The following is a 26324-nucleotide window of genomic DNA, read 5'->3' as shown; positions in this document are numbered from 1 at the left end:
GATCTACAGTCCTTCCGCCAGCTCGTCGGCGACGTCCAGCACGTGTCTTCCCGCCACGACGGGCAGGCATTTGCCCGTCACGGGCCCGATCCGCGCGGCCCAGCGCGCCGGCACGCCGCCCTCTCCCTGGGCGGCTCCGGCCAGCGCGCCGGCGATGGCGCCGATCGTGTCGGCGTCCCTGCCGAGGCCCACGCCGTACGTGACGGCCGCCTCGACCTCGCCGTTCCCGGCGAGGAACGCGGCCATCGCCAGCGCCACGGCCTCGGGCGCGACGTCGGTCCACGGGTAGTGCCTGACCACGACGGCCTCGTGCAGCGCGGCGGGATCGCCGGTCCTGAGAGCGTCCCTGGCTCGTGTGACGTTCCGCGCGGTCCACGAGTCGGCCGGGACGACCGACAGCGCCGCGTCGACGACCTCGTCGGGCGAGGCGCCGCCCATGGCGGCGGCCACCCCGCCGGCGACCGCCCGGCCGCCCATGATGCCCTCGCCCGACCCGCTGACCAGCCCGTCCTGCTCCACCAGCCGGGCCGCCTCGGCCGGGTCACCCGGGCAGAAGATCCCGTACGGCGCCGCCCGCATGGCCAGGCCGTCGGACCAGCCGTGCGAGTGCACCAGCCCGGTCAGCGGCGGTTCGAGCCCGCGGCGAAGCGCTTCGACGGTCCCCAGCTCGGAGAACCCGGCGCCGCGCATCGGCCCCCGCACGCTGGGGATGACCTCGGCCCGGTAGGCCGCCGCCACGTCGGCCGCGGTGAGCGCGTGACCGTGGCGGACCAGCAGGGAGGCGGCGAAGATGGCGTACTCGGTGTCGTCGGTGCCGCCGCCCTCGATCTCGGTGAGCCGGCCCCACCGGCGGCGGATCTCCTCCGGGGTCAGGTTCTCGGCAGGGGCGCCGAGGGCGTCGCCGGCCGCCAGGCCGAGCAGGCACCCCCGGGCCCTGTCGCGTGGTGAGATCACCGGTAGTACCGCTCCAGCACCTTGTTACCGTCCTCGACCAGCCGCTTGGCCGCGTCGTCGAGGGAGATCTTGTTGGCGAAGTACTCCTGCAGCACCGGCGTGGCGACCTTGGTCTTCCACTCGTCGAACCCGTTCACCTTCAGGAACGGCGCGACGACCAGGTCCTTGGCGGAGGCGGTCGCCACGTCCCAGCCGTTCTCCTTGGTGGTGATGGCGGGGTCGGCGGCGGCCTGCTGCGAGGTCGGCAGCAGCCAGTCGCCCTTGGCGAGCTTGGCCTGGTTGGCGCCGTTCAGGAAGAACGCGATGAACTTCATCGCCTCGTCCGGGTGCTTGCTGTCCTGCGCGATCGACAGCGTCTGCGAGACCGCGCCCTGCGAGGCGCTGGTGCCCTTGGGCGCGGGCAGCGTGACCCACTCGAAGTCGTCGGGAGCCTGCTCGGCCACCTGCTGGCGCAGGTAGACGCCGGTCGGCAGCATCGCGAACTTGCCCTGGTAGAAGGCGGGCAGCGGGTCGGCGGTGCCCTGGCCGAGCGCGGCCGGGTCGGCCGACTTGTCCTTGTGGAGCTGGTCGTGGATGCGCTGGAGCACCTCGCGCTCCTCGGGGCCGACCTTGACGGTGGTCTTGCCGTCGGTGGTCTGGAAGAACGTGCCGCCGAAGTTGAGCGCCAGGTTGAGCGTCTTGTTGACCGGCGACTTCATCGGCCAGGCCACGCCGTACGTGCCGCCCTTGGTCATCTTCCTGGCCGCCGCGGAGAACTCGTCCCACGTCCACGGATTGTCCGGGGTGGGCACGCGGACGTCGGCGGCGTCGAGCAGCTTCTTGTTGGCGATGATGACCTGCGACTCCTGCAGGAACGGCACGCCGTACACGCCCTGGCCGCCCTGGCCGTCGTCGAAGGTGACGGTGTCCCAGGCCGGCTGCGGGATGTCGCTCTTCAGCTCGGCGGGCAGCTTGTCCTTCAGGTCCAGCAGGTAGCCGTCGGAGGCGAAACCGGACAGCGCGGGCGAGTCGTTGTGGATGACGTCGGGCGCCGTGCCGCCGGAGAACTGGGTGACGAGCTGGTCGTTGACGTTGTCCCAGCTGCCCTGGACGTAGGTCACCTGGATGTCCGGGTTGGCCTTGTTCCACTCGTCCACGAGCTGCTTGTTCGCGGCCACCGACTCCTTCTGCCACGCCAGGCTGAGGAAGTCGATCGTGACCGGCTCGCCGGGAGCCGGCGACTCGCCGCCTCCCCCGCCGCACGCGGCGGCCAGCGTGAGGACCGCCGCCACCGCCAGAGCGGACGTGATACGCATATGAGCCTCCTAGCCCTTGACGGCGCCGGCCATCAGGCCGGACTTCAAACGCCGCTGGATGATCGAAAAGAAGATCAGACTCGGGATCGTCGCCATGAGCGACGCCGCGGCCAGCGGGCCGAGCCTGGCCACCCCCTCCGGGCCGGTGAAGCGCACCAGCGTCAGCGGGAGTGTCATGACGTCGGGGTCCTGGAGGATGACGAGCGCGAACATGAACTCGTTCCAGGACGAGATGAAGGAGAACAGCAGCGTCGCCACCACGCCGGGTGCGAGCAGCGGGGCCACCACGGACGCGATCGAGCGCAGCCGCGAGGCGCCGTCCACCGCCGCGGCCTCCTCCAGCTCGGGCGGCACCGCGCGCACGTACCCCTGCAGCATCCACAGCGCGAACGGCAGCGTGAACGTGACGTGCACGAGCACCAGACCGGGCAGCGTGTTCACCAGCTCCAGGTCACGCAGGATCATGAAGAGCGGGATGATGATCAGGATGAACGGGAACACCTGGCTGACCAGCACCCACCCGATCGCGATCTTGTTGACCAGGCCCCGGTAGCGGGCCATCGCGTAGGAGGCGGGCAGCGAGATCAGCACCGTGATCACGCTGGCGAACAACGCCACCACCAGGCTGCGCAGCGACGCGCCGACCAGGTCCTGCTCGCCGAACGCGGCGCCGAAGTTGGTCAGCGTCGGCTCGCGCGGGATCCATGTCGGCTCGGTCAGCGCCATCTCCTGCGGCGTCTTCAGCGCCGTGGACAACAGCCACAGCAGCGGGAACGCCAGGAAGACGACGTACGCGAGCAGGGCGACGTACTGTGAGACGCGCTTCACCTGGCCTCCCTCATCTGGCGCCACAGGTAGAGACCGAGCACCGCGAGCACGACGATGGCCATGGCGAGGCCGAGCATCGAGGCGTAACCGGCCATGCGATACCTGAACGCCTCCTCGTAGGCGAACAACATCGGCAGCCGGGTGCGGCCACCGGGTCCGCCCTGCGTAAGCACGTAGACCAGGCCGAACTGGTTGATGTTCCACACGAAGTCGAGCGAGGTGATCGCCACGATCACCGGGCGGAGCTGCGGCAGCGTGATGTTCCAGAAGCGCCGCCAGGTGCCCGCGCCGTCCATCGCGCCGGCCTCGTACAGCTCCTTCGGGACGTTCTGCAGGCCCGCGAGCAGCACGACCGTCGTCTGCGGCATGCCCGCCCAGACGCCGACCACGATGATCGCCGGCAGCGCCAGCGAGAAGTCGGCCAGCCAGTTGATGTCGGTGCCGAGCAGGTTGTTGAGCACGCCGGCGTCGGGGTGGTAGACGAGCTTCCACATCAGGCCGACCACCACCGGCGGCATCGCCCACGGCACCACCGACAGCACCCTGGCCACGCCGCGGCCCCTGAGCTTCTCGTTGAGCAGCAGCGCCAGGCCGAGCGCGGCCACGAACTGCAGCACCGTCACCGACACCGACCAGATCGCGCCGATCTGGAACGACGCCCAGAACTCGTCGTCCGTCATCAGCCGGGTGAAGTTCTCCAGGCCCACGAACTCGGTCTGGTGGTTACGGGTGTTGCGGGCGTCGGTGAACGCCAGGCCGATGCCGTACAGCAGCGGGCCCACGCTGAACAGCACCACCGGCACCATCGCCGGCAGCATCAGCAGCCACATCTCGCGCCGCTGCCGCGACGCCGCACGGCGCCGGGCTCCCGGCCGCCGCGGGGGCGCGGATCGCGTCACGGTCGCCGTCACGCGCCGCCCTCCTTCCTCTGGGTTCGCTCGTAGTCGGGGCCGGCCGTGGAGGCGCGGATCGCCAGCCTGGGCGCCACCGTGACCCGCTTGGGGCCGCCGTCGTCGCCCTGCAGCCGCTCCAGCAGCAGCTCCGCCGCCGCCTTGCCGCGCTCGGCCGAGCCGAGCGAGACGCTGGTCAGCGACGGCCACGAGGCCGCCGCCAGGTTGGTGTCGTCCATGCCGACCACCGCCACGTCCTCGGGGACCCGCCGGCCCTTCGCGCGCAGCACGTCGAGCGCGCCGAGCGCGATCAGGTCGTTGGCGCACATCAGCGCGTCGATCTCGGGGGCGCGGTCGAGCAGCTCGGCCACCGCGCGGCGGCCCTCCTCGCGGTAGAAGTCGCCGATCTGCACGAGGTTCTCGTCGTAGGGCAGCCCGAGGTCCGTCAGCGCCTCCCGGTACGCGGCCCCGCGCGCGGCGCCCGGCACCGTGTCGAGCGGGCCGTTGACCATGGCGATGCGGCGGCGGCCGAGCGCGTAGAGGTGGTCGACGGCCAGCCGGACGCCGGTGCGGGAGTCGGCGCGTACGTTGTCCACCCGCGTCCCGTCGGGCACCGAGCCGATGATCACGACGGGTGCCCTGGCCGTGGCCAGCATCTGCAGGTGGGTGTCGGTGACGCGCAGGGGGCTCATGATGAGGCCGTCGACGTACCGCTCGCCGAGGCTGTGCAGCACGTCGATCTCGTCGGCCACGACGGCGTCGGTGGAGTGCAGCACGAGCCGGTAGCCGGCCGCCTTCAGCACCGGCTGTATCTCCCGCAGCATCGCCAGGTAGGCGGGGTTGCCGACGTCGGCCATGGCGAACGCGATCTGGTGGGTGCGGCGCGACTTGAGCGACCTCGCCACGGCGTTGCGCACGTAGCCCAGCTCGTCGGCGGCCGCCATCACCTTGCGCACGGTCTCCTGCCTGGTCGGCAGGCCGTTCAGGACCCGCGACACGGAGGCGATCGAGACACCGGCGCGCTCGGCGATGGTGGTGATCGTGGGTCCGTCGCCCAAGGCTGTCCTTCCCTCGTGGTGTAAACGTTTACGAATGATCTGCTGTAAACGTTTACGGCGTGGGGCACATGAAACCTGGATGTAACTTGCAGGTCAAGTCACGATCGCATAACACCAGGTCAGAGCAGGTGAACGCAAACCGGCCGCCCGGCCGGACAGCGGCGGGGCGGCCGTCGGACTTTTTCAGTCGCGCACGGAAGCGGGTGCCGGGCTCGCCTCCGGGGACGGGGTGGCGCCGGGAAGGGCGAGCAGGGCGCGGATGGCCGGGGAGCCGGCCACCGTGACCACGGCCGCCAGCACGGCCGGGATGAACAGCGCCACCGGCAGGGACGCCGCCTCCGCCACGAAGCCCAGCACCGCCGGGCCCAGCAGCAGGCCGGTGTAGCCGAAGGCGGTCACCATGGCCAGCGCCCTGCCGACCCGGCCGCCGGCCGCGCCCACCGCGCTGAACAGCACCGGCACCACCGTCGCCAGCCCCACCCCGGCCAGCGCCCACCCGGTCCACGCGCACACCACCCGCAGCGGGTCACCCAGCAGCGGCGAGACCAGCACCAGGACGTACCCGGCGGTGGCGAGCACGCCCGCGAGCCTGATCGTCAGCACCGAGCCCAGCCGGGCCCTGATCGGGTCGCCGAGCAGCCGCACGGTGGTCATGGCGATCGAGAAGATCGTGTACGCCAGCGGCGCGAGCGCGGGATCGGTCTCCAGCACCATCCTGGCGTGCAGCGCGGCCCAGTCGATGGCCGCGCCCTCGCTCAGATGCCCGGCGAACGCCGCCACCCCGAGCAGCGCGATGAGCCCCCACTTGAGCGACCCACCACCCGAGCCGCCCGCAGCACCTTCAGCGGGCTTCCCGCCGCCCCCGTCCACGTCCACGTCCACGCCCTCGGCCGCGTTCTGCGGGGCAGGGCTCGTGCAGGCGTCGGGGAGGAGGAGGCGGGCGGCGGGCAGGTACAGGAAGGGCACCACGATCGCCGCCACCACCAGCAGCCCCTGCGCGTCCAGCCCGGCCTGGAGCACCAGCGAGGTGATGCCGCCGCCGGCCGCGCCGCCCAGGCTCCAGGTGCCGTGGAAGGCGGAGATGACGGGCCGGCCGTAGCAGCGCTCGACCTCCACGGAGTGGGCGTTCATGGCGATCTCCATCACCCCGAGCCCCATGCCGAACACCACCGCCAGCACCATCAGCACCCAGGCCGACGGCGCCAGCGCGGGCCCCAGCAGGGCCACCCCGGACAGCGGCCCGGCGATCCAGCACAACCGCCTGCTCCCCCACCGGTCCACCAGCCGCCCGGCGAGCAGCATCGACGCCAGCGCACCGGCGGAGATCAGCAGCAGGACCCGGCCGAGCAGGGCGGGCCCGAGGTCGAGCCGGTCGTTGAGCGAGGGCAGCCCGGCCGCCCACAACCCCATGACAAGACCGGCGAGGAAGAAGAATCCGAAAACTCCGACACGAGCCCGTCTGGCGACAATGGCGCTTTTGTTCACGACTAGAGCATAAACTGTGAAACGTGAATGGTGCTACGACGAGTGGCGAGCTGCGCGCGCACAACCGGGTCAGGCTGCTGCGCGCCGTGCACGACTGCGGGGCCACCCGCACCCGGTCCCAGCTCACCCGCGATCTGCGGCTGGCCAGAGGCACGGCATCGGTCCTGGTGGCGGGGCTGGCCGAGGACGAGCTGCTGCACGAGGAGCCGGCGCGTGAGCACGCACGCGGGCGGCCGACGCAGGTGCCTGGGCCGCATCCGTACGGACCGGTGGCGCTGGCCGTGGACGTGCGCGAGGACGCGTGGGAGCTGGCGGAGTGCGAGCTGGGCGGCCGCGTCACGGTCCTAGAGATACGCCCGCACGACGGCACCCCGGAAGGCGCGCTCCGCCCGCTGGGCGCGGCCCTGGCCGCCCACCGCGACCGCCTCGGCCACCGGGCCGTCGGCACGGGCGTGGCTCTGGCCGGCCCGGTACGCCACGGCGGCCTCGTGGACATCGCCCACCTGGACTGGCACGGGGTCGACGTCCCCGCCCTGCTGGCGGCCGGCGACCGGGACGAGGCGGGTCCACCGGCTGAGGTGCCGGTCGTGGGGAACGACACCGCGTTCGCGGCGGTGGCGGAGGCGCGGCGGGGGCGGCTGCGGGACGTGCGGGTGGGGCTGCACCTGCATGTGGACTTCGACCTGGGCGGCGTCCTGATGGTGGACGGGCGGCCGGTCGCCGGGGCGGGCGGGGCCGGCGCCGAGTTCGGCCACATGCCGCTGACGGAGAGCCGGCGGCTGTGCGCGTGCGGCGCCCTCGGCTGCTGGGGCGCCGACGTGGGAGCCAACGCCCTGCTGCGGCACGCCGGCCTGGCCCACGGCGGCGGCCGGGGACGCGAGCAGGCCGAGCACGTGCTCGCGTACGACGCGGCGGCGGTCGAGGCGACCGCGCGGATGCTGGGCCGGGGCATCGCCGCCCTGGTGAACGCGCACGACCCCGAGGTGGTCACCCTGTCGGGCCACGGCCCTGAGCTGTTCGAGCGGGCGGGGGCGGCGCTCCTGGCGGCCGGCGAGCCGTACCTGATGGCGATCCGCCGGGAGCGGCCGCCGCGCATCGAGGGGTCGGCGCTCGGCTGGCGGGGCGCGCTGCTGGGAGCGATGGAGTCGGTGTTCGACGCGTTCCTGACCGTCGAGGGCCTTGAACTGTGGCGCAAAAACCACCCTGACCAGGCCCCCGACACGCCCGACCGGCAAAGTGTGACGCATTCCACCCCGGACGGGGATAGGCCGCTATAACGCCTCCCTTGAGGGCCCCGTAGGCGATCTTGCCAGGCCAGAGAGCCGGAAGCCGGGACGGAACCGTCCGTAGCCGCCTCACCCCTCCCGGCCCCGGGGTGGGTGCCCGTACGTCCTGGACCCGCGCCCCGCACGGGCGAGGCGGCCGTCGAGCTGGGGTTCGACGACGCTCAGCGATCTTGGTCCCGACGGTGGACGGGGCGGCGGGTGCGGCGTCCGCCCAGCTCATGACAGGTCACGAGATCGCCGGGCCGGCGCCGGCGGGTGACGCGCCCAAGGCGTCGGCGGACGATCAGGAAGACCGGCGGAGGCTCCGGAGGCAGGGGCGGGCAGGCGGGCCCGGCGGGTGCCGGATTCGTCCCGTAGAAAGCGGCATGCCGCTCTTTTCGGGCTACGGTGTGACAGAACGCGTGGTCGGCGGCATAGGGGTCAGCGGGGGCACCGTCCTGCCGGGCGTGACGTGTGCGGGGGCCGCCGCATCGATGCGGGAGGCACGTTGACAGGGCACTTTCCGCAACACGAACCGCTGGTATCCGCCATGATTAGCCACTGCACCACGGGTAACAGAACCCGAACGTAAAACTCCCCGAGGAGAGAACTGAGATGGCACTTCCCACTCTCACCCCCGAGCAGCGTCAAGCCGCTCTGGCCAAGGCAGCCGAGGCCCGTGCCGCCCGCACGGCCCTGCTGGCGAAGGTCAAGGCGGGCGAGCTGACGTTCGCTCAGCTGCTGGAGCGTGACGACGACATCGCGAAGAAGATCAAGGTGTCGCAGGCGCTGCGCGCCGTCAAGGGCGTGGGTCCGGCCAAGGCCACCGCGCTGATGGAGGAGGCGGGCGTCGACGAGAAGCGCCGCCTCGGCGGCCTGGGCGCCCAGCAGCGCAAGAAGCTGGTCGACGCGCTCGGCTAAGGCCGGGCGGCCAGGTCCGCGCGCAGCGCCGCGCGGACCGGCCGGCGACCCCTCACAGCCCGGCCACCCACAGCCAGGCAGGGCCCGGCGAGCGGAGCCGCCCCGCTCGACCGGCGGGCGTCCCACGGAACCCCCACCCCCGGCCCGCCCAGAGGGGTCACACCCCCACCCCCCACAGCAGAATCCCCCAGGCCCGCGTGGCCGGTCACAACCGCAACTCGGCAGAACGCGGGCGACTCCATGACGCGGGCCCGCCGGGAGCGCACACCGGTCAGGAGCGTAGGTCAGGAGCGTAGGTAGGTCAGGACGGCGAGGACGCGGCGGTGCTGGTCGGTGTCCTCGGCGTAGAGGCCGAGCTTGTTGAAGATGCTCCTGATGTGCTTCTCCACGGCGCCGTCACTGATCACGAGCTGCCGTCCGATGGCCGGATTGGAGCGGCCCTCGGCCATGAGCCCGAGCACCTCGCGCTCGCGCGGCGTGAGCTGGGCCAGCGGATCGTCCTTGCGCCTGCGCACCATCAACTGGGACACCACCTGGGGATCGAAGACCGTGCCGCCCGCGGCCACCCGCCGCAGGCCCTCCAGGAACTCGTCGACGTCCACCACGCGGTCCTTCAGCAGGTAGCCCACCGCGCCCCTGGCGTCGGCCAGCAGGTCGTCGGCGTAGGAGACCTCGACGTACTGCGACAGGATCAGCACCGGCGTGCCGGGCACCCTGCGGCGGGCCTCGACGGCGGCCCGCAGCCCCTCGTCGGTGAACGACGGCGGCATGCGCACGTCGACCACCGACACGTCGGGCTTGTGCTGCGCGACCACCTCCACGAGGGCGTCGCCGTCGCCGACGGTCGCCACCACCTCGCAACCGAACTCTTCGAGCAGCCTGACCAGGCCCTCCCTGATCAGCACCGCGTCATCGGCCACGACTACCCGCACGGAACCTCCGCCACGATCACCGTGGGCCCGCCGTCGGGCGACTGGACGGTCAGCTCACCGTCCACGGCGCGCAGCCGGTCGGCCAGCCCGGCGAGCCCATGTCCCTTGGCGACGTGTGCGCCGCCGACCCCATCATCCCCGATCGTCAGCATGAGGACGTCACCGAGGCGGACGAGCTGCACGGTGCAGACGGTCGCGCGGCTGTGCTTGGCCACGTTCGTGAGGGTCTCGGCGCAGACGAAGTAGATGGCGTTCTCGACGGCGGCCTGGTAGCGCTCCACGGTCTGCACGTCGAGGTCGACCGGGACCGTGCACCGGCCGGCCAGCGCGGCCAGCGCGGGCGCGAGGCCGCGGTCGGACAGGATGGGCGGGGCGATGCCGCGCGAGAGCGCGCGCAGCTCGTCGAGGGTCTCGCGGGTCGCGCTGATGGCCGACTTGAGCGTGGCCTGGGCCGCCTCGGGGTCCTTGGCGAGCTGCCGCTGCGCCCTGGACAGCTCCATGGCGAGCGAGACCAGCCGCTGCTGCGGCCCGTCGTGGATGTCGCGCTCCAGCTTGCGCAGCGCGTTGGCCTCGGCGGAGACGGCGGCGGCCCGGCCCTGCGCCAGGTCGTCGATGCGCTCGTGCAGCTCGGCCACGCCGGTCAGCAGCGCCCGCCCGAGCCCGGCGCGCAGGAGCGCGGCGCCGCGGATGACGAGCGGCATCAGCAGCAGGAAGAGCAGGCCGACGAGGAAGTAGAAGGTCGCGTTGACGACGTAGCCGTCGCCCAGGCCGAGCAGCTCGGGCAGCTCGACGTTGCCGGGGATGCGCGAGGTGACGATGCCGTAGATCGGCCAGGTGAGGCCGGCGATCGGCACCGCCCAGAACACGACGGTCAGCACGAACGCGAGGATCGCGAACGGCAGGTTGATGATGCCGTGCAGCAGGTCGAGCCAGGACTGCCCGCTCATCATGGGGTTGACAAGGCGGCGGAAGCGGCCGGCGCCCGGCGGGGCGGGCTTGTAGCGGGGCCGTACGGGCGGCCTGCGCAGCACGTCCGACAGCCAGCCTCGCTCCGCGTCCGCGAACCCGCGCGCGATCAGCAGGGTGCCGGCCAGCAGCGGCACCCCGACCCAGATGACCATGCTGCCCAGCCCGGCGGCGAAGCCCGGCAGCATGAGCACGAAGCCGATCAGGGTCGTCGGGAAGCCGACCAGTGTGTAACGGGTGTCGAGGAGGACACGCCTCGTCAGGGAGCGCATGGTGACCACGGTAGGTCGTGGGGCGGGCCCGGACGAGCGGGTGCGCCGGTGTCCCTTGGTAGGGCTGGCCCTACCCCCTGGGGTGGTGGCACGCCGACCTGAGGACTGCGGCTCGCGTCAATGTGCCCGGAGCCGTACGGCGGGAGCCTTGAGTGCGTTCGCTTCCCCTTGAGATGAGGCTTCCCCATGACCGTCCTGCTGGACCGCCCGGCCGTCGCGGCACCCGCGCCGCCCGCGCCGCCTGCGATCGCGCGCCGCGATCACTTCATCGACCTGTTGCGGGTGGCCGGCATGGCGCTGGTCGTCCTCCAGCACTGGACGATCCCGGTGCTCGACTACGAGGACGGCCGGCTGACGACCGGCAACGCGCTGTCCACGCCGGGCGTGTGGGTGGTGACGTGGCTGAGCCAGGTGATGCCGCTGGTGTTCTTCGCGGGCGGCGCGGCGAACGCGATCGGCTTCACCCGCGCGCGGCGGGCCGGGACGGCGGCGCCGGCGTGGCAGGCGGTGCGGCTGCGGCGGCTGGCCTGGCCGCTGCTGCCCCTGGCGGCGGTGTGGATCCCGCTGCCGCAGCTGCTGCTCAGCTTGGGCGTGCCGGCGCAGCCGCTGGAGGTGGGGGCGAGGCTGACCGGGCAGTTGTTGTGGTTCCTCGCGGTGTATCTGCTGGCGGTGGTCGCCACCCCGTACGCGCTGCGGCTGCACGAGCGTCACGGCTGGCGGGTGCCGGTCGTGCTGGCGCTGGGTGCGGTGGTGACGGACGTGGCGCGGTTCTCGACCGGTTTCGACGCCTTGGGGTACGTGAACGTGGTGTACGTCTGGCTGGCCGTGCACCAGCTCGGCTTCTTCTACGCCGAGGGCCGGCTGCGCGGGGCGGGCCTGCTGGCGGCGGGCGGCTTCGGGGCGGCGGCGCTGCTGGTGGCGTACGGGCCGTACCCGGGCAGCATGATCGGCCTGCCCGGCGCGGAGGTGTCGAACATGGCGCCGCCCACGCTCGCCATGCTGGCGGTCGGCGTCGGCCAGATCGGGCTGGCCGTGCTGCTGCGTCCCGCTCTGATGCGGCTGCCGCTGGCCCGCCTGCTGGACTGGGCCGGGCCGCGCGTCATGACGGTGTACCTGTGGCACATGCCGGCCCTGTTCGCGGTGACCGGGGTGGTCGTGGTGCTGCTGGGCGTGGACACGCCGCGGCCGGGCAGCGTGCTGTGGTTCGCCGGGTGGCCGGTCTGGTTCGGGCTGCTGTGCCTGGTCATGTGGCCGCTACTGAAGGGGTTCGCCCGGTTCGAGGCGCCGCCCGCGCTGCCGTACGGCACGGCCGGGCAGGGCGGCATGCTGGTGGCGTCGGGCCTGGTCGGCGCCGGGGTGCTGACGCTGACGGTGGGCGGGTTCGCGCCCGGCGCCGGGCCGTTCCTGGCGGTGCTGGCGCTGCTCGCCGGCCTGCTGATGACGGCGCCCAGGCTGCGCGCGTGACGAGCAGGAAACACGGATGTCATCCGCCGATCACGACAATGACTGCATGACGACGATTCGCCCTCTTGAGGACAAGGACCTGCCGGCCGTCGCCGGCATCTACGCCCACTACGTGACGGCGACCGCGGTGACCTTCGACGAGACGCCCCCTGAGCTCGCCGACTGGCGGGCCAAGGCGGCGGCCGTCGCGGCGGCGAGGCTGCCGTTCCTGGTGACCGAGGTGGACGGCGAGATCGCCGGGTACGCCTACCTCGCCCAATACCGCCCGAAGCCCGCCTACCGCCACACCTTGGAGGACAGCATCTACCTGGCCCCCGAGTACACCGGCAAGGGCCTGGGCGGGCGGCTGCTGGGCGAGCTGATCGGGCGGGCCCGCGAGACGCACGCCAGGCAGCTCGTCGCGGTGATCGCGGACGCGGGCGACCCGTCGTCGGCGCGGCTGCACGAGAAGTTCGGCTTCCGCGCGGCGGGCCGGCTGAGCGGGGTGGGATTCAAGCTGGGCCGCTGGGTCGACACCGCGCTCTTCCAGCTGGATCTGCGCGCCACCTGACTCACTTGGGCCCGGGCGGTCCGACCACCCGGCAAACTTCGGCAGGATAGGGGTGTGAGCCTACTCGTTGACCGCCTGCCCGAAGACCTCGACGCCGATCCCGACGCCATCTTCGACGCGTTCGTCGCGTGGAACGCCGAGCGGGGGCTCACCCTCTATCCCGCCCAGGAAGAGGCCCTCATCGAGGTGGTCTCCGGCAACAACCTGATCCTGGCCACGCCGACGGGGTCGGGCAAGTCGCTGGTGGCGGCGGGCGCCCACTTCACGGCGCTGACGCGCGACATGCGCACGTTCTACACCGCGCCGATCAAGGCCCTGGTGTCGGAGAAGTTCTTCGACCTGTGCGCCGTCTTCGGCACCGAGAACGTCGGCATGATGACCGGCGACGCCAGCGTCAACCCGGGCGCGCCGATCATCTGCTGCACGGCCGAGATCCTCGCCAACGTGGCGCTGCGCGACGGCGCCGCGGCCGACATCGGCCAGGTCGTGATGGACGAGTTCCACTTCTACGCCGAGCCCGACCGGGGCTGGGCCTGGCAGGTGCCGCTGCTCGAGCTGCCCAACGTGCAGTTCGTGCTGATGTCGGCGACGCTCGGCGACGTCACGAGGTTCAAGGACGACCTGACCCGCCGCACCGGGCGGGAGACCGCGGTGGTCAAGCACGCCGAGCGGCCGGTCCCGCTGGTCTACTCCTACCGCATGACGCCGCTGCACGAGACGCTCGAAGAGATGCTCAGCACCGGCCAGGCGCCCGTCTACGTCGTGCACTTCACGCAGGCCGCGGCTATGGAGCGGGCCCAGGCGCTGATGTCGATCAACATGGCGACCCGCGAGGAGAAGGACGCGATCGCCGCGATGATCGGCGGCTTCCGCTTCACCACCCGCTTCGGCCGGGCGCTGTCGCGGCTGGTGCGCCACGGCATCGGCGTCCACCACGCCGGCATGCTGCCGAAATACCGGCGCCTCGTCGAGCGTCTGGCCCAGGCCGGGCTGCTCAAGGTCATCTGCGGCACCGACACGCTGGGCGTCGGCGTCAACGTGCCGATCCGCACGGTGCTGTTCACCGCCCTGTCGAAGTACGACGGCAACAAGGTGCGCAGGCTGCGGGCCCGCGAGTTCCACCAGATCGCCGGCCGGGCCGGGCGCGCGGGCTTCGACACCATCGGCTACGTCGCCTGCCAGGCCCCCGAGCACGACATCGAGAACGCCAAGGCGCTGGCCAAGATCGGCGACGACCCCAAGCGGCGGCGCGGCTACGCCCGCAAGAAGCCGCCGGAGGGGTTCGTGGGCTGGAGCGAGGACACCTTCGTCAAGCTCCAGGAGGCCGAGCCCGAGCCGCTCACCTCACGCTTCAAGGTGAGCAACGCGATGCTGCTCGCGGTCATCAACCGGCCGGGCGACTGCTTCCAGGCGATGAAGCACCTGCTGACCGACAACCACGAAGACCGCAAGTGGCAGCGGCGGCACATCAGCCAGGCCATCGCGATCTACCGGTCGCTGCTGGCGGGCGGCATCGTGCAGCAGTTCCCCGAGCCCGACGAGCAGGGCCGCAGGGCCAGGCTGACGATCGAGCTGCAGGAGGACTTCGCGCTCAACCAGGCGCTGTCCACGTTCGCGCTGGCGGCGTTCGAGCTGCTCGACCGCGAGTCGCCGTCGTACGCGCTCGACATGGTCTCCATCGTCGAGTCCATCCTCGACGACCCGCGCCAGATCCTGTCGGCCCAGCTGAAGAAGGCCAGGGGCGAGGCCGTCGCGCAGATGAAGGCCGACGGCATCGAGTACGAAGAGCGCATGGAGCAGCTGGCCGAGGTCATGTACCCGATGCCGCTCGACGACCTGCTGCTCGGCGCCTACGAGACCTACCGGCGCGGGCACCCGTGGGTGGCCGACTACACGGTCAGCCCGAAGTCGGTGGTGCGCGACATGTACGAGCGGGCGATGACGTTCGCCGAGTACATCCAGTTCTACGAGCTGGCCCGCTCCGAGGGCACGGTGCTGCGCTACCTCGCCGACGCCTACCGCACGTTGTCGCGTACGGTGCCCGAGCACCTCAAGACCGACGACCTGGTCGACCTCATCGAGTGGCTGGGCGAGCTGGTGCGGCAGGTCGACTCCTCGCTGATCGACGAGTGGGAGAAGCTGACCAACCCGGCGGCGGCGCTGGAGGAGCAGCAGCAGCTCGAGGCCAAGGTGCGGCCGGTCACCGGCAACCCGCGGGCCTTCAGGGTGCTGGTGCGCAACGCGATGTTCCGGCTGGTCGAGCTGTGCGCGCTGGAGAAGGAGGAGGAGCTGGAGGAGCTGGCTCCCGACGTCGACTGGGGTGCGGCGCTCGACGCGTACTACGACGAGCACGAGGAGATCCACACCGACGCCGACGCCCGCGGCCCCGCGCTGCTGCGCATCGAGGAGGAGAGCGGGCTGTGGAAGGTGCGCCAGACGATCAAGGATCCGGCCGGCGACGGCGACTGGGGCATCGACGCCCAGGTCGATCTGGCCGCATCCGATGAGGAGGGCCGGGCGGTCCTGCACGTTCAGGGGCTCAACCGGCTGTAGAAGGGCCGAAAGATGAGAACAAGCCGTGTGCCGGAACGGACTGGCAAGGGCGTCCCGGCACCGGCCTGTCACTTTCAGTGTCGGCCGGAAAAGGTCGGGGATGTGTCATCATCATGTCTCAAGATCGAGACATTCCCCGCATCGGCCGGTCGCCGATAGTGCGATCTTCCAGGTCGGGCCGGTGATAAGGCGTGGCGGCGACGTCACGATCCACGACAAAATGGGCCGGTGAACGACGAAGAGATCAGGCGTGTCCTCGGGCTGCTCTACCAGGACGACACGTTGCGTACGTTCGCCTCGCTCGTGCTGGGGCATCCCGGCGGCCACTCCCCCGAGGCGCTGCGCAAGCTGGCGGCCGGCGGGCTGGCCGCGTGCGACGAGAGCGGCAACTGGCACGCCACCCCTGAGCGCTTCCGCGACCTGCTGCGCTCGCGCGCCGAGCCGGCCGCGCAGCTGAGCCAGGAGGAGCGGGTGCTGCGCACGTTCCTGGTGGACGGGCGGCTGACGACCCTGACGATGCGCCGCGACAAGCGGCTCGTCCTGCTGCGCTACATCGCGCGCGTCTTCGAGCCCGGCGTCCGCTACCCGGAGAAGGACGTCGACGTCGCCCTGCGCGCCTTCCACGACGACCACGCCGCCCTGCGCCGCTATCTGGTGGACGAGGGCCTGCTGTCCCGCGAGGACAACGTCTATTGGCGCAGCGGCGGCCCGGTCGAGATCTGAGAGGCCCTTGCCGGCGTCAGCCGCCGGAGATGTCGGACTCGGCGTCGGCGCCGGGGATCGGGCAGTCCCACGGGTCGTCCAGCCAGCCGTCGGGCAGGAGCACCTTCGACCGCTCCCCCGACTTGCCGCGCGGCGTGTCGGTGTTGGGCGGCCACGGCTGGTCGCGCTCCAGCTTCGCCAGCCCGGCGCGCAGCCCGTCGAGCGACTCGGCCGTGGCCAGCTCGCGCCGCAGCTCACTGCCGACCGTGAACCCCTTGAGATACCAGCCGACGTGCTTGCGGAAGTCGGCCACGGCGTAGCGCTCGATGTCGAAGCACTCCGCCAGGCCCTCGGCGTGCCGCTCCATGACGTCGGCGACCTCGCCCAGCGTCGGCGTGGCCCGCTCGGAGCCGCCGTTGAAGGCGTTCTCGAGGTCGCGGAACAACCAGGGCCGCCCCAGGCAGCCGCGCCCCACCACGACGCCGTCGCAGCCGGTGCGGGCCACCATCCTGAGCGCGTCGTCGGCGCACCAGATGTCGCCGTTGCCCAGCACGGGGATCTCCGGCACCGCCTCCTTCAGCCGGGCGATGGCCTCCCAGTCGGCGACGCCGCCGTAGTGCTGCCGGGCCGTGCGGGCGTGCAGCGCGATCGCCGCCACCCCCTCCTCGGCGGCGATCCGGCCGGCGTCGAGGTAGGTGAGGTGGTCGTCGTCGATGCCCTTGCGCATCTTCATCGTCACGGGCAGCGACCCGGCGTTCGCGACCGCCTCGCGCAGGATGCGCCGCAGCAGATTCCGCTTGTACGGCAGCGCCGACCCGCCGCCCCGCCGGGTCACCTTGGGCACCGGGCAGCCGAAGTTGAGATCGACGTGGTCGGCGAGGTCCTCCTCGGCGATCATCCGGACCGCCCGCCCGACCACGGCCGGATCGACGCCGTAGAGCTGGATGCTCCTGGGCCGCTCCGACTCGGCGAACCTGATCATCCGCAACGTCTTCGGATTGCGCTCGACCAGCGCCCGCGTCGTGATCATCTCGCACACGAACAGCCCCGCGCCCTGCTCGCGGCAGAGCACGCGGAACGGCGCGTTCGTGATGCCCGCCATCGGCGCCAGCACCACCGGGGGCCACACCCCGATCGGCCCAATCTTCACCCCGTCAGTTGTAGCGCAGGTCAGGCCGTAACCGGTATTCCGCCGATAGTCTGTGATCGGCATCTTCGGTTGAGGGGGATGGATGCTTCTTCGCGTACGCCTCACGCTGCCCGACAGGCCGGGCGCGCTGGCGCAGGTGACCAAGGCCCTGGGTGCGGCGGGGGCCGACATCACCCAGGTGACCGTGCTCGAACGAGGCGACGGCCGGGCGGTCGACGACATCACGGTCTACTGCCCCGACGGCACCTCCAGGCAGGAGCTGGTCAAGAGCCTCGAAAGCCTCGAAGGCGTGGCCGTCGACGGCGTCTGGCCCACCCGCGAGGCGCCCGGCACCTACCCGGAGCTGGAGATACTCAAATACATCACCGCGGCGGGCGACCGGGCGCTGACCACGCTCATCGACTCGCTGCCCGTGCTGTTCAGCGCCGACTGGGCGGCCACCGCCGCCGAGGGCCGCATCGTGTACGCGAGCTGGCGCGCGCCCGAGGACTTCACCGTCCCCGCCGAGACGCCCGCCCGGCCGACGGCGCTGACCGTCGAGGGCGGCCTGCACCTGATCCACGCGCCGCTGCCGCCGCTGGCGCTCTCCCTCATCCTCGGCCGCAGCGAGGGCCCCGCCTTCCACCGCATCGAGGTCCACCGCCTCACGCGGATCCTCGAGATCTTCCTGAGCCTCCCCGCGACCGAGCGAAGTGTGGCCCGCCAGCTCCGCAAGTAAGCATCCGGTCCGGAAACGCGCTATTGTTAACCACGCAACAGCGCGGAAGTGGCTCAGTGGTAGAGCATCACCTTGCCAAGGTGAGGGTCGCGGGTTCGAGTCCCGTCTTCCGCTCGGAGAGGGGTTTGACTCGGTGGCGTGGCCGAGAGGCGAGGCAGCGGCCTGCAAAGCCGTCCACACGGGTTCAAATCCCGTCGCCACCTCCAAGGACGATTAGCTCAGCGGGAGAGCGCTTCCCTGACACGGAAGAGGTCACTGGTTCAATCCCAGTATCGTCCACCACCTCTCAGAAAACCCCCGGCCGCTCGGCGGCCGGGGGTTTTCTCGTGGGAGGGGCGCGACCGCCGCGTGATCTTTCCCACGGCGGCGGGAGGGGGATGCCCGCCGCGCGGGGTTCGTCCTGCGGCGGTGGGGAGGGGTCGCCCGAGCCCACCGCATGGGGGTCTCCCCCGGGGTCACTGGCCGGCGAGGCCGGTGTGGGCGACGCCGCGGATGATCTGGCGCTGGAAGAGCACGAAGACGATCAGCAGCGGCAGCCCGGCCAGCACCACCGAGGCCATGATCTGCGCGTACCGCAGGCCGAAGGTGCCCTGCACGACGTTCGCCAGGCCCACCGGGAGCGTCATCGTGTTCGGATCGGTCGAGACGAGGAACGGCCAGAGGAAGTTGTTCCAGGTGCTGATGAACGTGAAGATCGACACCGCCGCCAGCACCGGCCGCGACAGCGGCAGCACGATGGTGAAGAACACCCGCCACCGCCCCGCCCCGTCCACGAACGCCGCCTGCTCCAGCTCCTCAGGCACGTCCTGGAAGAACTTGACCAGGATGTAGACGATCAGCGGCGCCGCCACCTGCGGCAGGATGATCGCCCACCAGGTGTCCACCAGGCCGAAGGCGACCATCTCGGCGAACAGCGGCGCGATCAGCACCTGCGGCGGCACCATGATGCCCGCCAGGATGAGCCCCAGCAGCGCCCGCCGCCCCTTGAACCGCGTGCGCGCGAACCCGTACGCCGCCATCGCCGAGAACAGCACGGTCAGGAACGTCACCGCCACCGCCGTGACCGTCGAGTTGATCGCCCACTTGACGATCCCGCCGGTGCCGAGGACCAGCCCGTACGACTCCAGCGTGAGCGTGCTGCCGAACCACTCCAGCGGCAGCTTCGTGGTCTCCGACTCCGGCTTGAGCGACGTGGCCACCGCCCACGCGATCGGGGCGAGCCACAGCACCGCCAGCACCAGCGCGGCCACCAGCAGGACGAACTGGCTGAAGCTGAACCGCTTGGTCACGACGCGACCTCCTCGCGCTTGCGGAACAGCCGGAGCTGCGCCAGGGAGACGATGACGATGAGGGCGAACAGGATGTACGACACGGCCGAGGCGTAACCGGTGCGGTAGCCGGTGAAGCCGATGTCGTAGGCGTACTCGATGATCGACCGGGTGGCGTCCTCGGGGCCGCCGCCGGTCATCAGGTAGATCTGGTCGAACACCTTCAGCGAGGCCACGAGCTGCAGCACCACGATGAGCGCGGTGGTGCGGCGGAGCATCGGCAGGGTGATCGAGCGCAACTTGTCCCAGGCGTTGGCGCCGTCGATGGCGGCGGCCTCGTACAGGTGCTGGGGGATGGACTGCAGGGCGGCGAGATAGAGCAGGAAGTTGAAGCCGACCGTCCACCACACGGTGGTCAGCACCACCGACCACATGGCCAGCGACGGGTCGCCCAGCCACACGACGTCGGTGCCGACCGTGCCGTTGATCAGGCCGTACTCGGGCGGGTAGATCATCTGCAGCCACAGGATCGACACCACGGCCGACGGCAGCAGGAACGGCCCGAAGAACGACAGCCGCCACAGCCACTGCATGAACCGCAGGTGGTGCACCAGCAGCGCGAGCACCAGGCCGAGCAGGACCAGCGGGATCGTGCTCAGCACGGTGAAGACGAGCGTGTTCCACAGCGAGCGCCACATGCGCGGGTCGGCGAACGCCTCGGCGTAGTTGCCGAAGCCGATGAAGTGGTCGTTGCCGCCCGCGACGTTGACGCTGGAGAAGCTCATCTGGAAGCCGAGCAGTGTCGGCCAGACCAGGAAGACCAGGTAGATCAGCAGGAACGGGGCCACGAACAGCAGGCCGTGCTCCGTCCAGCCGCGCCGGACCTTCGACTTCACGGCCGCGACGGCGGTCGCGGTGGGCGCGACGGTGGCGGTCATGAGCGCTCCTCGGCGTCCTCGGCGGGGAAGGGGTTCGGGGCCGACAGCAGCCGGTTCAGCGACGCCTTGGCGGCGGCCAGGCCCTGCTCGGGGCTGCGCTCGCCGCTGATGACGGGCGAGAACGCCTCGCCGAACTCGATCCACATGCGCGAGGCCGAGCCGGCGAACCACGCCTGCGGGTCCAGTGCGACCTCCGTGATGACCGAGCGGTACTCCGACTGCGGGTCCAGCGCCAGGTACTCGGGCTCCTCCAGCGCCGGCAGGTACGCGGGCACGTGCCCGGCGACCGCCCAGTCGGCGCTGTTCCTGACCAGGTAGGCGATGAAGCGGTAGGTGGCCCGCTCGATCTCGGGGTCCCTGCTGCGCTGGTGGGGCAGGACGAACGCGTGACAGTCGGCCTGCGCCGCGCCGCTGCCGAAGACACTGGGGAAGCGGGTCATGCTGAACGGCGTGCCGCGCTCCTTCAGCCCGGTGATCTCCCAGTCGCCGTTCCACAGGAACGCCGCCTCGCCGTTGGTGAACTTGGCGACGGAGGCGCCGTAGTCCGTACGCGGGTCGCACAGCCCTTCCTGCCCGAGCCGCTGCATCAGCCGCAGCGCCTCCAGCGCCTTGGCGTCGTCGATGGCGATCGCCGTGTTGTCGGGTGTCAGCAGCGTGCCGCCGCTCTGCCCGTACAGCGAATACCACACCCGCCACGGGCCGACCGTGCCGAGGCCGAGCGCGTCCATGGTGAGCGGCGGCTTGCCGCCCATGGCCTCCTTGGCCTTGGTCAGCATGGCGATCAGCTCGTCCACGCCCGTGGTGGGCCGCAGCTTGCCGTCCGCGCCGAGCAGCCCGGCCTTCTCGCAGACGTCGGTGTTGTAGTACTGCACCATCGGGTGGGCGTCGAGCGGGACGGCGTACAGGACGCCGTCGAGGTGGGCGCGTTCCCAGATGGGCGGGCTGAAGTCGGCGGCCTTCAGGCCGGCCTCCTCCAGCAGTTTCGTGTCGATGGGGTCGAGGATGCGCCCGGCGCCGATGCCGGCCAGCCGGGCGAGGTGGAACGTGGCGAGGTCGGGCGAGCGTCCGCCGGCGCCGGCCATGGCGATCTTCGTGTAGTAGGGCTCGCCCCACTGGAGCACGTTCTCCTCGACGAAGACGTCGGGGTTCTCCTTGCCGAACGCGTTGACCATCCCGTTCATCGTGATGCCGTCGCTGGCGCCGAGGAAGTGCCAGTACCTGATGCGGGTCTGGGACGAGCCGAACCCCACGGGGAGCGCGCATCCCGACGCGGCGGCGGCGATCAGGGCGAGGCCGCCGCCGAGGAGGTGCCGGCGGTTGATATGAGGGGGACCGTGCACTGGATGGCCTCTTCCTTACACCGAGCTGTGGTCTTGGAAAGGGCAGGTGAGGGCAGCAAGAGGGCCTCCCGTCGGAGGCGGACAGGCGGCACGTCCGGGTCGCGGCGGCCGCCGTGCGCACCCCGGTGTTTCGCCGGGGTTACCCGAGTGTTAGCGGTAACAAGCGGCCTGTCAAGGGCCCTCTGGCAACCGCTTACCAGCTCTTGACCTGGCCTGTGATAGCGCTAACAATCGGAGGCACGTAACGTCGCGGAAACCCAGGGAGTCTCCCCCGTGCACCACGCCAGCCTCACCCTCGACCCGGCCTTCAAGGTCGCCCCCGTGCGCCGCCGCACGTTCGGCACGTTCGTGGAGCACCTCGGGCGGTGCGTCTACACCGGCATCTACGAGCCCGGGCACCCGCTGGCCGACGACGACGGCTTCCGCCGCGACGTCCTGGAGCTGACCAGGGAGCTGGGCGTGTCCACCGTCCGCTACCCCGGCGGCAACTTCGTCTCCGGCTACCGCTGGGAGGACGGCATCGGCCCCAAGGACCGGCGGCCCCGCCGGCTCGACCTGGCCTGGCGCAGCACGGAGACCAACGAGGTGGGCGTGGACGAGTTCGTCCTGTGGTGCCGCAAGGCGGGGGTGGAGCCCATGATGGCGCTCAACCTCGGCACGCGCGGCATCGCCGAGGCGCTCGACCTGCTCGAATACTGCAACCACCCGTCCGGCACGGCCCTGTCGGACCTGCGGGTGAGCCACGGCGCAAAGGAGCCGCACGGCATCAGGATGTGGTGCCTGGGCAACGAGCTGGACGGGCCCTGGCAAACCGGCCACAAGACGGCCCGCGAGTACGGCCGGCTGGCCGCCGAGACCGCCCGCGCGATGCGAATGGTGGACCCGGGGCTCGAACTGGTGGCGTGCGGCAGCTCCAGCTCCAGCATGCCGACGTTCGGCGCGTGGGAGGCGGAGGTGCTGGAGGAGACGTACGAGCTGGTCGACTACATCTCCTGCCACGCCTACTACGAGGAGCACGACGGCGACCTCGGCAGCTTCCTGGCCAGCGACACCGACATGCAGTACTTCATCTCCTCGGTGGTGGCCACCGCCGACCACGTCGGGGCGCGGCTGAAGTCGCGCAAGCGGATCGACCTCTCCTTCGACGAGTGGAACGTGTGGTACCAGTCCCGCTTCAGGGACGCCGGCACCCCCGACGACTGGCCGGTCGCGCCGCCGCTGCTGGAGGACCACTACCACCTGGCCGACGCGGTGACGTTCGGCGGGCTGCTGATCACGCTGCTGCGCAACAGCGACCGGGTGACCGCCGCCTCGCTGGCGCAGCTCGTCAACGTGATCGCGCCCATCATGACCGAGCCGGGCGGGCGGTCCTGGCGGCAGACCACGTTCCACCCGTTCGCGCAGGCCTCCCGGTACGCGGCCGGCGACGTGCTGCGGGTGGAGCCGGTGTCGCCGCTGTACGAGACGGCGACGTACGGGGAGGTGCCGCTGGTGCACGCGGTGGCCACGCACGACGCGGACGGCACGACGGTGTTCGCCGTCAACCGCTCGGTGGACGGGCCGCTGTCGCTGGAGATCGACGCGCGGGCGCTGGGCGCGGTGCGGGTCGTCGAGGCGACCACGCTGACCGACCCCGACGTCTACGCCCGCAACACCGCCGACGAGCCGGACCGGATCACGCCCAGGCCGAACCGGGACGTCGAGCAGGACCCGCTGCGCGTGCTGCTGCCGCCGGTCTCCTGGAACGTGATCCGCCTGGCCTCCTGAGCGCCCGCCGCCTCAGGCGAGAAGGGCACCGTGGCGGACCCGTGGCGGACCCGTGGCGGGCTCAGGCGGGTGCGGTGCTGTCGCGGACCACCAGCTCGGGCTCGATCAGGCGGCGGCTCTCGGGCTCGGCCCCGGCCATGCGGTCGAGCAGCATGTGGAAGGCGTGCCTGCCGACCTCACGGAAGTCCTGCCGCACGGTGGTCAGCGGCGGCCAGAAGTAGGCGGACTCCGGGATGTCGTCGAAGCCCGCCACGCTGACGTCCTCAGGCACCCGCCTGCCTGCCTCGCGCAGCGCCCGCAGCACGCCGAGCGCCATCTGGTCGTTGGCCACGAACACGGCCGTGACCTCGGGCTCCTCCGCCAGGCGGCGGCCGAGCTGGTAGCCGGATCTGGCGCTCCAGTCGCCGCGCAGCACGTCGGGCACCGGCCGCCCGGCCGCCTCCAGCACGCCGCGCCAGCCGTCGATGCGGCCGTTGGCGTCGAGCCAGTCGGCCGGGCCCGCGACGTGCCACACCGTACGGTGGCCGAGGTCGAGCAGGTGGCGGGTGACGCGGGCGGCGCCGGCGACCTGGTCGACCTTCGCCACCGGGACGGGGATGTCGTCGGCGGCGTCGACCGCGACGACCGGCATCTCGGGCGGCAGGTGGCGCAGCCCGTCGGCGGCCGACTCGTGAGGCGCGACGATGATCACGCCGTCGACCGCCTGGGTGCGCAGCCGCTGCACGCCCTCCTCCATGGAGGTGCGGTTGAGCGAGCTGAGGCTGGCGATGGAGACGTTGTAGCCGGCGTGGCGGGCGGCCTGCTCGATGCAGTACAGCGTGGTGGCCGGGCCGTAGAGCGTGGTGTCGATGCTGACCACGCCGAGCACGCCGGAGCGTCCTGTGACGAGCTGGCGGGCCGCCTGGTTGGGGCGGTAGTCCAGCTCGCGTACGGCGGCCAGGACGCGGGCCCTGGTCTCGGCGCGTACGCGGTCGGGTGTGTTGAGCACCCGTGAGACGGTCATGGTGGAGACACCGGCGAGCACGGCGACGTCCATGAGCACCGCAGGCCGGCCGGGTTTGGATTTCACCACGGCTCACCCCCCTTAGCGGTAACGCTAACAGGCGGAACGCGCGAGCGCGCGAACGCAGCCCCCCGTCACGAGGGGGTCCCGCGTCAGGAGGGGGTCCTATCCCGCTCCGCCGGGCGTTCTCAGCTAACTACCAGGAACGGAGAGTAACCTGCGTCGGCATGAATGCGCCGAGGAGGACGAACAATGTGCTGGTCACGGCCCTGAGGCGCGGTGCGCGACGCCGCGGCGAGAGCTCCGGCCCTGTCTGCGGCCCTGTCTCGGGCCCTGTCTGCGGCCCTGTCTCCGGCCCTGTCTCCGGCTCTGTCTGCGGCCGGGGGTGCGGCAGATGAGGATCCGTTACCTCCTGCTGCACGCGTACGGCATGGGCGGCACGGTCAAGACCGTGATCAGCCAGGCGAACGCGATGGCCGCCGCCGGGCACGACGTGGAGCTGGTGAGCCTCGTACGCCGCCGCGAGCGGCCGCACTTCGCCGTCGATCCGCGGATCACCGTCACCACGCTGGTGGACCAGCGCGGCGGCCGGGTGCCGGACTCGCTGGCCCGGCGGGCCTGGCGGCGGGTGCGCGGGAAGGTGGTGCCGCGCGGCGAGTTCTCGGCCGGCTACTTCACCGAGCGGGTCGAGTGGGCGGCGATGGAGTACTGCGCGGGGCTGCGCGACGGCATCCTCGTCACCAGCCGGCCCGCGCTCAGCCTGATCGCCGCCCGCCGCGCCGGCAAGCCGGTGATCAAGGTCGCCCAGGAGCACATGAACCTGTCGGCCTATCCCGAGACGATCCGCAAGGAGATCGCCCGCCACTACGCCGCCTTCGACGCGATCACCGTGCTGACCAAGGCGAACCTGCGGGACTTCCGGCGGCTCCTGCCGGCGACCCCGGTCGTGCGGATCCCCAACGCCGTGCCGACCGCGAAGCGTGAGCGATCAGGTCAGAACGCGCCGGTCGTGGTGGCGGCCGGGCGGCTGGTGCCGCAGAAGGGGTTCGACCTGCTGATCAAGGCGTTCGCGCAGGTGGTGGCCGAGCATCAGGAGTGGCGGCTGCGGATCTTCGGCACCGGGCCGCGCCAGGGCGAGCTGGCGGGCCTGATCGAGCAGCACGGGCTGGCCGAGCACGTGTCGCTGGCGGGACGTACCGGGCGGATGGACAAGGAGCTGGCCGGCGCCTCGGTCTACGCGGTCAGCTCCCGGTACGAGGGGCTGCCGATGACGATGATCGAGGCGATGGCGCACGGGCTGCCCGTCGCCGCCTTCGACTGCCCCACCGGGCCGGGCGACGTGCTGACCGACGGGGTGGACGGCCTGCTGGTACCGCCCGAGGACGTGGACGCGCTGGCCGAGGCGCTGCGCCGGCTGATCGCCGACCGGGAGCTGCGGTTGAGCATGGGGAAGGCGGCCCGGCGGACCGCGCGGGCGTACGCGGCCGAGCACGTGATGCCGGTGTGGGAGGACCTGTTCGCGGAGCTGGCGGCGGGCGAGCGAATCGGCGACACCTTCTGGCCGGCCCACTGACCCCGACCCACTGACCCCCTGGCCCACCACTGACCCGACCGGCTGACCACCTGGCCGGCCACTAACCCCGACCGGCTGACCGCCTGGCCGGCCACTGAGCCCGGCCGGCTGGCCTTCTGGTCGGCCACGGACCGGCCTGCTGACCCCCTGGCCGGCCTCTGAGCCCGGCCGGCTGGCCTTCTGCGCGCCACCGACCGGCCGGCTGAGCCCCCGCCCTGGCCGACCGGTTCTGGCTCTCCCCCGGGCCTTGACCCTCCCACGGCCATGGCAGGCCCGCCGGCTGGCTTTCCGGGCAAAAGATTTACCTCCCGATTTTCCCGGAAAAATCGGGGTTTCTGGATACTCCTGTCTAAAACTTCCCTTATTTCGGCAAAAGCAGGCTCAAGGGGGCGGCACTCTGGGCCGCATGCGTGACCGGAAAGCTTTTCTGAC

22 protein-coding genes and 3 tRNA genes are annotated in these 26324 nt (G+C 71.5%); 12 read left to right on the top strand and 13 right to left on the bottom strand.

The annotated features are described in order from the left end of the window. Positions 1-3: 3 nt before the first annotated feature. The 6 genes from AB0K28_RS23260 to AB0K28_RS23235 form a co-directional block, all read right to left on the bottom strand. Positions 4-954: an ADP-ribosylglycohydrolase family protein gene (locus AB0K28_RS23260; protein WP_364373468.1), complete on the bottom strand. Its 951-nt coding sequence runs from the start codon at positions 952-954 to the stop codon at positions 4-6. Then, complete coding sequence (locus AB0K28_RS23255; RefSeq protein ID WP_364373465.1) at positions 951-2249, bottom strand: sugar ABC transporter substrate-binding protein; 1299 nt, start codon at positions 2247-2249, stop codon at positions 951-953. Before AB0K28_RS23255 ends, AB0K28_RS23260 begins: the two co-directional genes overlap by 4 nt. Before the next feature lie 9 nt (positions 2250-2258). After that, on the bottom strand, positions 2259-3077 hold the full coding sequence (locus AB0K28_RS23250; RefSeq protein ID WP_345386530.1) for a carbohydrate ABC transporter permease: 819 nt from the start codon (positions 3075-3077) through the stop codon (positions 2259-2261). Next, positions 3074-3988 (bottom strand): sugar ABC transporter permease, encoded by a 915-nt coding sequence (locus AB0K28_RS23245; RefSeq protein ID WP_364373462.1) that lies wholly within the window; start codon positions 3986-3988, stop codon positions 3074-3076. The genes AB0K28_RS23250 and AB0K28_RS23245 overlap by 4 nt, the downstream gene beginning before the upstream one ends. Beyond that, positions 3985-5025 carry a LacI family DNA-binding transcriptional regulator gene (locus AB0K28_RS23240; RefSeq protein ID WP_364373459.1) on the bottom strand — a complete coding sequence of 347 codons (1041 nt, stop codon included), beginning with the start codon at positions 5023-5025 and terminating at the stop codon, positions 3985-3987. The genes AB0K28_RS23245 and AB0K28_RS23240 overlap by 4 nt, the downstream gene beginning before the upstream one ends. Positions 5026-5208: 183 nt before the next feature. Next, positions 5209-6510: an MFS transporter gene (locus AB0K28_RS23235; protein ID WP_364373456.1), complete on the bottom strand. Its 1302-nt coding sequence runs from the start codon at positions 6508-6510 to the stop codon at positions 5209-5211. A 23-nt stretch (positions 6511-6533) separates the two neighbouring features. Between AB0K28_RS23235 and AB0K28_RS23230 the strand changes: the two genes are divergently transcribed. Then, positions 6534-7787 (top strand): ROK family protein, encoded by a 1254-nt coding sequence (locus tag AB0K28_RS23230; protein WP_364373453.1) that lies wholly within the window; start codon positions 6534-6536, stop codon positions 7785-7787. 603 nt (positions 7788-8390) lie between these two features. After that, positions 8391-8696: an integration host factor, actinobacterial type gene (gene mihF / locus AB0K28_RS23225; RefSeq protein ID WP_043641121.1), complete on the top strand. Its 306-nt coding sequence runs from the start codon at positions 8391-8393 to the stop codon at positions 8694-8696. A 284-nt stretch (positions 8697-8980) separates the two neighbouring features. On the opposite strand, the gene AB0K28_RS23220 is transcribed toward mihF, so the two are convergent. Both AB0K28_RS23220 and AB0K28_RS23215 read right to left on the bottom strand, forming a co-directional pair. Then, positions 8981-9628: a response regulator transcription factor gene (locus AB0K28_RS23220; protein WP_364373450.1), complete on the bottom strand. Its 648-nt coding sequence runs from the start codon at positions 9626-9628 to the stop codon at positions 8981-8983. Further along, positions 9619-10866, bottom strand: coding sequence for a sensor domain-containing protein (locus tag AB0K28_RS23215; RefSeq protein WP_364373448.1), 1248 nt, complete (start codon positions 10864-10866; stop codon positions 9619-9621). The genes AB0K28_RS23220 and AB0K28_RS23215 overlap by 10 nt, the downstream gene beginning before the upstream one ends. Positions 10867-11052: 186 nt before the next feature. On the opposite strand from AB0K28_RS23215, the gene AB0K28_RS23210 reads away from it, so the two are divergent. From AB0K28_RS23210 to AB0K28_RS23195, 4 genes are all read left to right on the top strand, one after another. After that, a complete protein-coding gene (locus tag AB0K28_RS23210) occupies positions 11053-12330 on the top strand; it encodes an acyltransferase (RefSeq protein WP_364373446.1) in 1278 nt (425 codons plus the stop codon). A gap of 46 nt (positions 12331-12376) precedes the next feature. Continuing rightward, positions 12377-12880 (top strand): N-acetyltransferase family protein, encoded by a 504-nt coding sequence (locus AB0K28_RS23205; RefSeq protein ID WP_364373443.1) that lies wholly within the window; start codon positions 12377-12379, stop codon positions 12878-12880. 54 nt (positions 12881-12934) lie between these two features. Continuing rightward, a complete protein-coding gene (locus tag AB0K28_RS23200) occupies positions 12935-15433 on the top strand; it encodes a DUF3516 domain-containing protein (protein ID WP_345386549.1) in 2499 nt (832 codons plus the stop codon). 228 nt (positions 15434-15661) lie between these two features. Then, the gene (locus tag AB0K28_RS23195; RefSeq protein ID WP_345386551.1) at positions 15662-16156 is read left to right on the top strand and encodes a DUF2087 domain-containing protein; all 495 of its coding nucleotides are present in this window, start codon (positions 15662-15664) and stop codon (positions 16154-16156) included. 16 nt (positions 16157-16172) lie between these two features. On the opposite strand, the gene dusB is transcribed toward AB0K28_RS23195, so the two are convergent. Then, positions 16173-17285 (bottom strand): tRNA dihydrouridine synthase DusB, encoded by a 1113-nt coding sequence (dusB, locus tag AB0K28_RS23190; RefSeq protein ID WP_345386553.1) that lies wholly within the window; start codon positions 17283-17285, stop codon positions 16173-16175. An 82-nt stretch (positions 17286-17367) separates the two neighbouring features. Here dusB and AB0K28_RS23185 point away from each other — a divergent pair, with 82 nt between their 5' ends. The 4 genes from AB0K28_RS23185 (at position 17368) to AB0K28_RS23170 (ending at position 18285) form a co-directional block, all read left to right on the top strand. Continuing rightward, positions 17368-18003: an ACT domain-containing protein gene (locus tag AB0K28_RS23185; protein WP_364373438.1), complete on the top strand. Its 636-nt coding sequence runs from the start codon at positions 17368-17370 to the stop codon at positions 18001-18003. A 42-nt stretch (positions 18004-18045) separates the two neighbouring features. Continuing rightward, positions 18046-18117, top strand: a tRNA-Gly gene (locus tag AB0K28_RS23180). A gap of 18 nt (positions 18118-18135) precedes the next feature. Next, positions 18136-18209 (top strand) — tRNA-Cys (locus AB0K28_RS23175). Between the two features lies 1 nt (position 18210). Next, a tRNA-Val gene (locus AB0K28_RS23170) sits at positions 18211-18285 on the top strand. Positions 18286-18458: 173 nt separating this feature from the next. Here the strand turns inward: AB0K28_RS23170 and AB0K28_RS23165 are convergent. From AB0K28_RS23165 to AB0K28_RS23155, 3 genes are read right to left on the bottom strand one after another with little or no spacing between them, the layout of a single operon-like run. After that, the gene (locus AB0K28_RS23165; protein WP_364373435.1) at positions 18459-19292 is read right to left on the bottom strand and encodes a carbohydrate ABC transporter permease; all 834 of its coding nucleotides are present in this window, start codon (positions 19290-19292) and stop codon (positions 18459-18461) included. Next, on the bottom strand, positions 19289-20209 hold the full coding sequence (locus AB0K28_RS23160) for a sugar ABC transporter permease (RefSeq protein ID WP_364373433.1): 921 nt from the start codon (positions 20207-20209) through the stop codon (positions 19289-19291). Before AB0K28_RS23160 ends, AB0K28_RS23165 begins: the two co-directional genes overlap by 4 nt. Further along, positions 20206-21549 (bottom strand): extracellular solute-binding protein, encoded by a 1344-nt coding sequence (locus AB0K28_RS23155; RefSeq protein WP_364373431.1) that lies wholly within the window; start codon positions 21547-21549, stop codon positions 20206-20208. Before AB0K28_RS23155 ends, AB0K28_RS23160 begins: the two co-directional genes overlap by 4 nt. Before the next feature lie 273 nt (positions 21550-21822). Between AB0K28_RS23155 and AB0K28_RS23150 the strand changes: the two genes are divergently transcribed. Beyond that, positions 21823-23316, top strand: a complete 1494-nt coding sequence (locus AB0K28_RS23150; RefSeq protein WP_364373429.1) for an alpha-N-arabinofuranosidase — start codon at positions 21823-21825, stop codon at positions 23314-23316. Positions 23317-23377: 61 nt separating this feature from the next. Here AB0K28_RS23150 and AB0K28_RS23145 read toward each other — a convergent pair whose 3' ends face one another. Then, entirely contained in the window at positions 23378-24388 is a 1011-nt protein-coding gene (locus AB0K28_RS23145) for a LacI family DNA-binding transcriptional regulator (RefSeq protein WP_364373427.1), read from the bottom strand. 325 nt (positions 24389-24713) lie between these two features. Here AB0K28_RS23145 and AB0K28_RS23140 point away from each other — a divergent pair, with 325 nt between their 5' ends. After that, complete coding sequence (locus AB0K28_RS23140) at positions 24714-25892, top strand: glycosyltransferase family 4 protein (protein WP_364373425.1); 1179 nt, start codon at positions 24714-24716, stop codon at positions 25890-25892. Positions 25893-26324: the final 432 nt, after the last annotated feature.

It is taken from the genome of Nonomuraea sp. NPDC049504 (assembly GCF_040676845.1).
Taxonomy (GTDB): domain Bacteria; phylum Actinomycetota; class Actinomycetes; order Streptosporangiales; family Streptosporangiaceae; genus Nonomuraea; species Nonomuraea salmonea.
The sequence above is the reverse complement of the archived record's forward strand: the minus strand, read 5'-3'. Positions and strand labels throughout refer to the sequence as shown.

Bases quoted from the DNA above. Each gene is read 5' to 3' on its own strand.
- AB0K28_RS23255 (WP_364373465.1), bottom strand. From the start codon at position 2,249: ATGCGTATCACGTCCGCTCTGGCGGTGGCGGCGGTCCTCACGCTGGCC.
- mihF (WP_043641121.1), top strand. From the start codon at position 8,391: ATGGCACTTCCCACTCTCACCCCCGAGCAGCGTCAAGCCGCTCTGGCC.
- AB0K28_RS23215 (WP_364373448.1), bottom strand. From the start codon at position 10,866: ATGCGCTCCCTGACGAGGCGTGTCCTCCTCGACACCCGTTACACACTG.
- AB0K28_RS23210 (WP_364373446.1), top strand. From the start codon at position 11,053: ATGACCGTCCTGCTGGACCGCCCGGCCGTCGCGGCACCCGCGCCGCCC.
- AB0K28_RS23205 (WP_364373443.1), top strand. From the start codon at position 12,377: ATGACGACGATTCGCCCTCTTGAGGACAAGGACCTGCCGGCCGTCGCC.
- AB0K28_RS23185 (WP_364373438.1), top strand. From the start codon at position 17,368: ATGCTTCTTCGCGTACGCCTCACGCTGCCCGACAGGCCGGGCGCGCTG.
- AB0K28_RS23160 (WP_364373433.1), bottom strand. From the start codon at position 20,209: ATGACCGCCACCGTCGCGCCCACCGCGACCGCCGTCGCGGCCGTGAAG.
- AB0K28_RS23140 (WP_364373425.1), top strand. From the start codon at position 24,714: ATGAGGATCCGTTACCTCCTGCTGCACGCGTACGGCATGGGCGGCACG.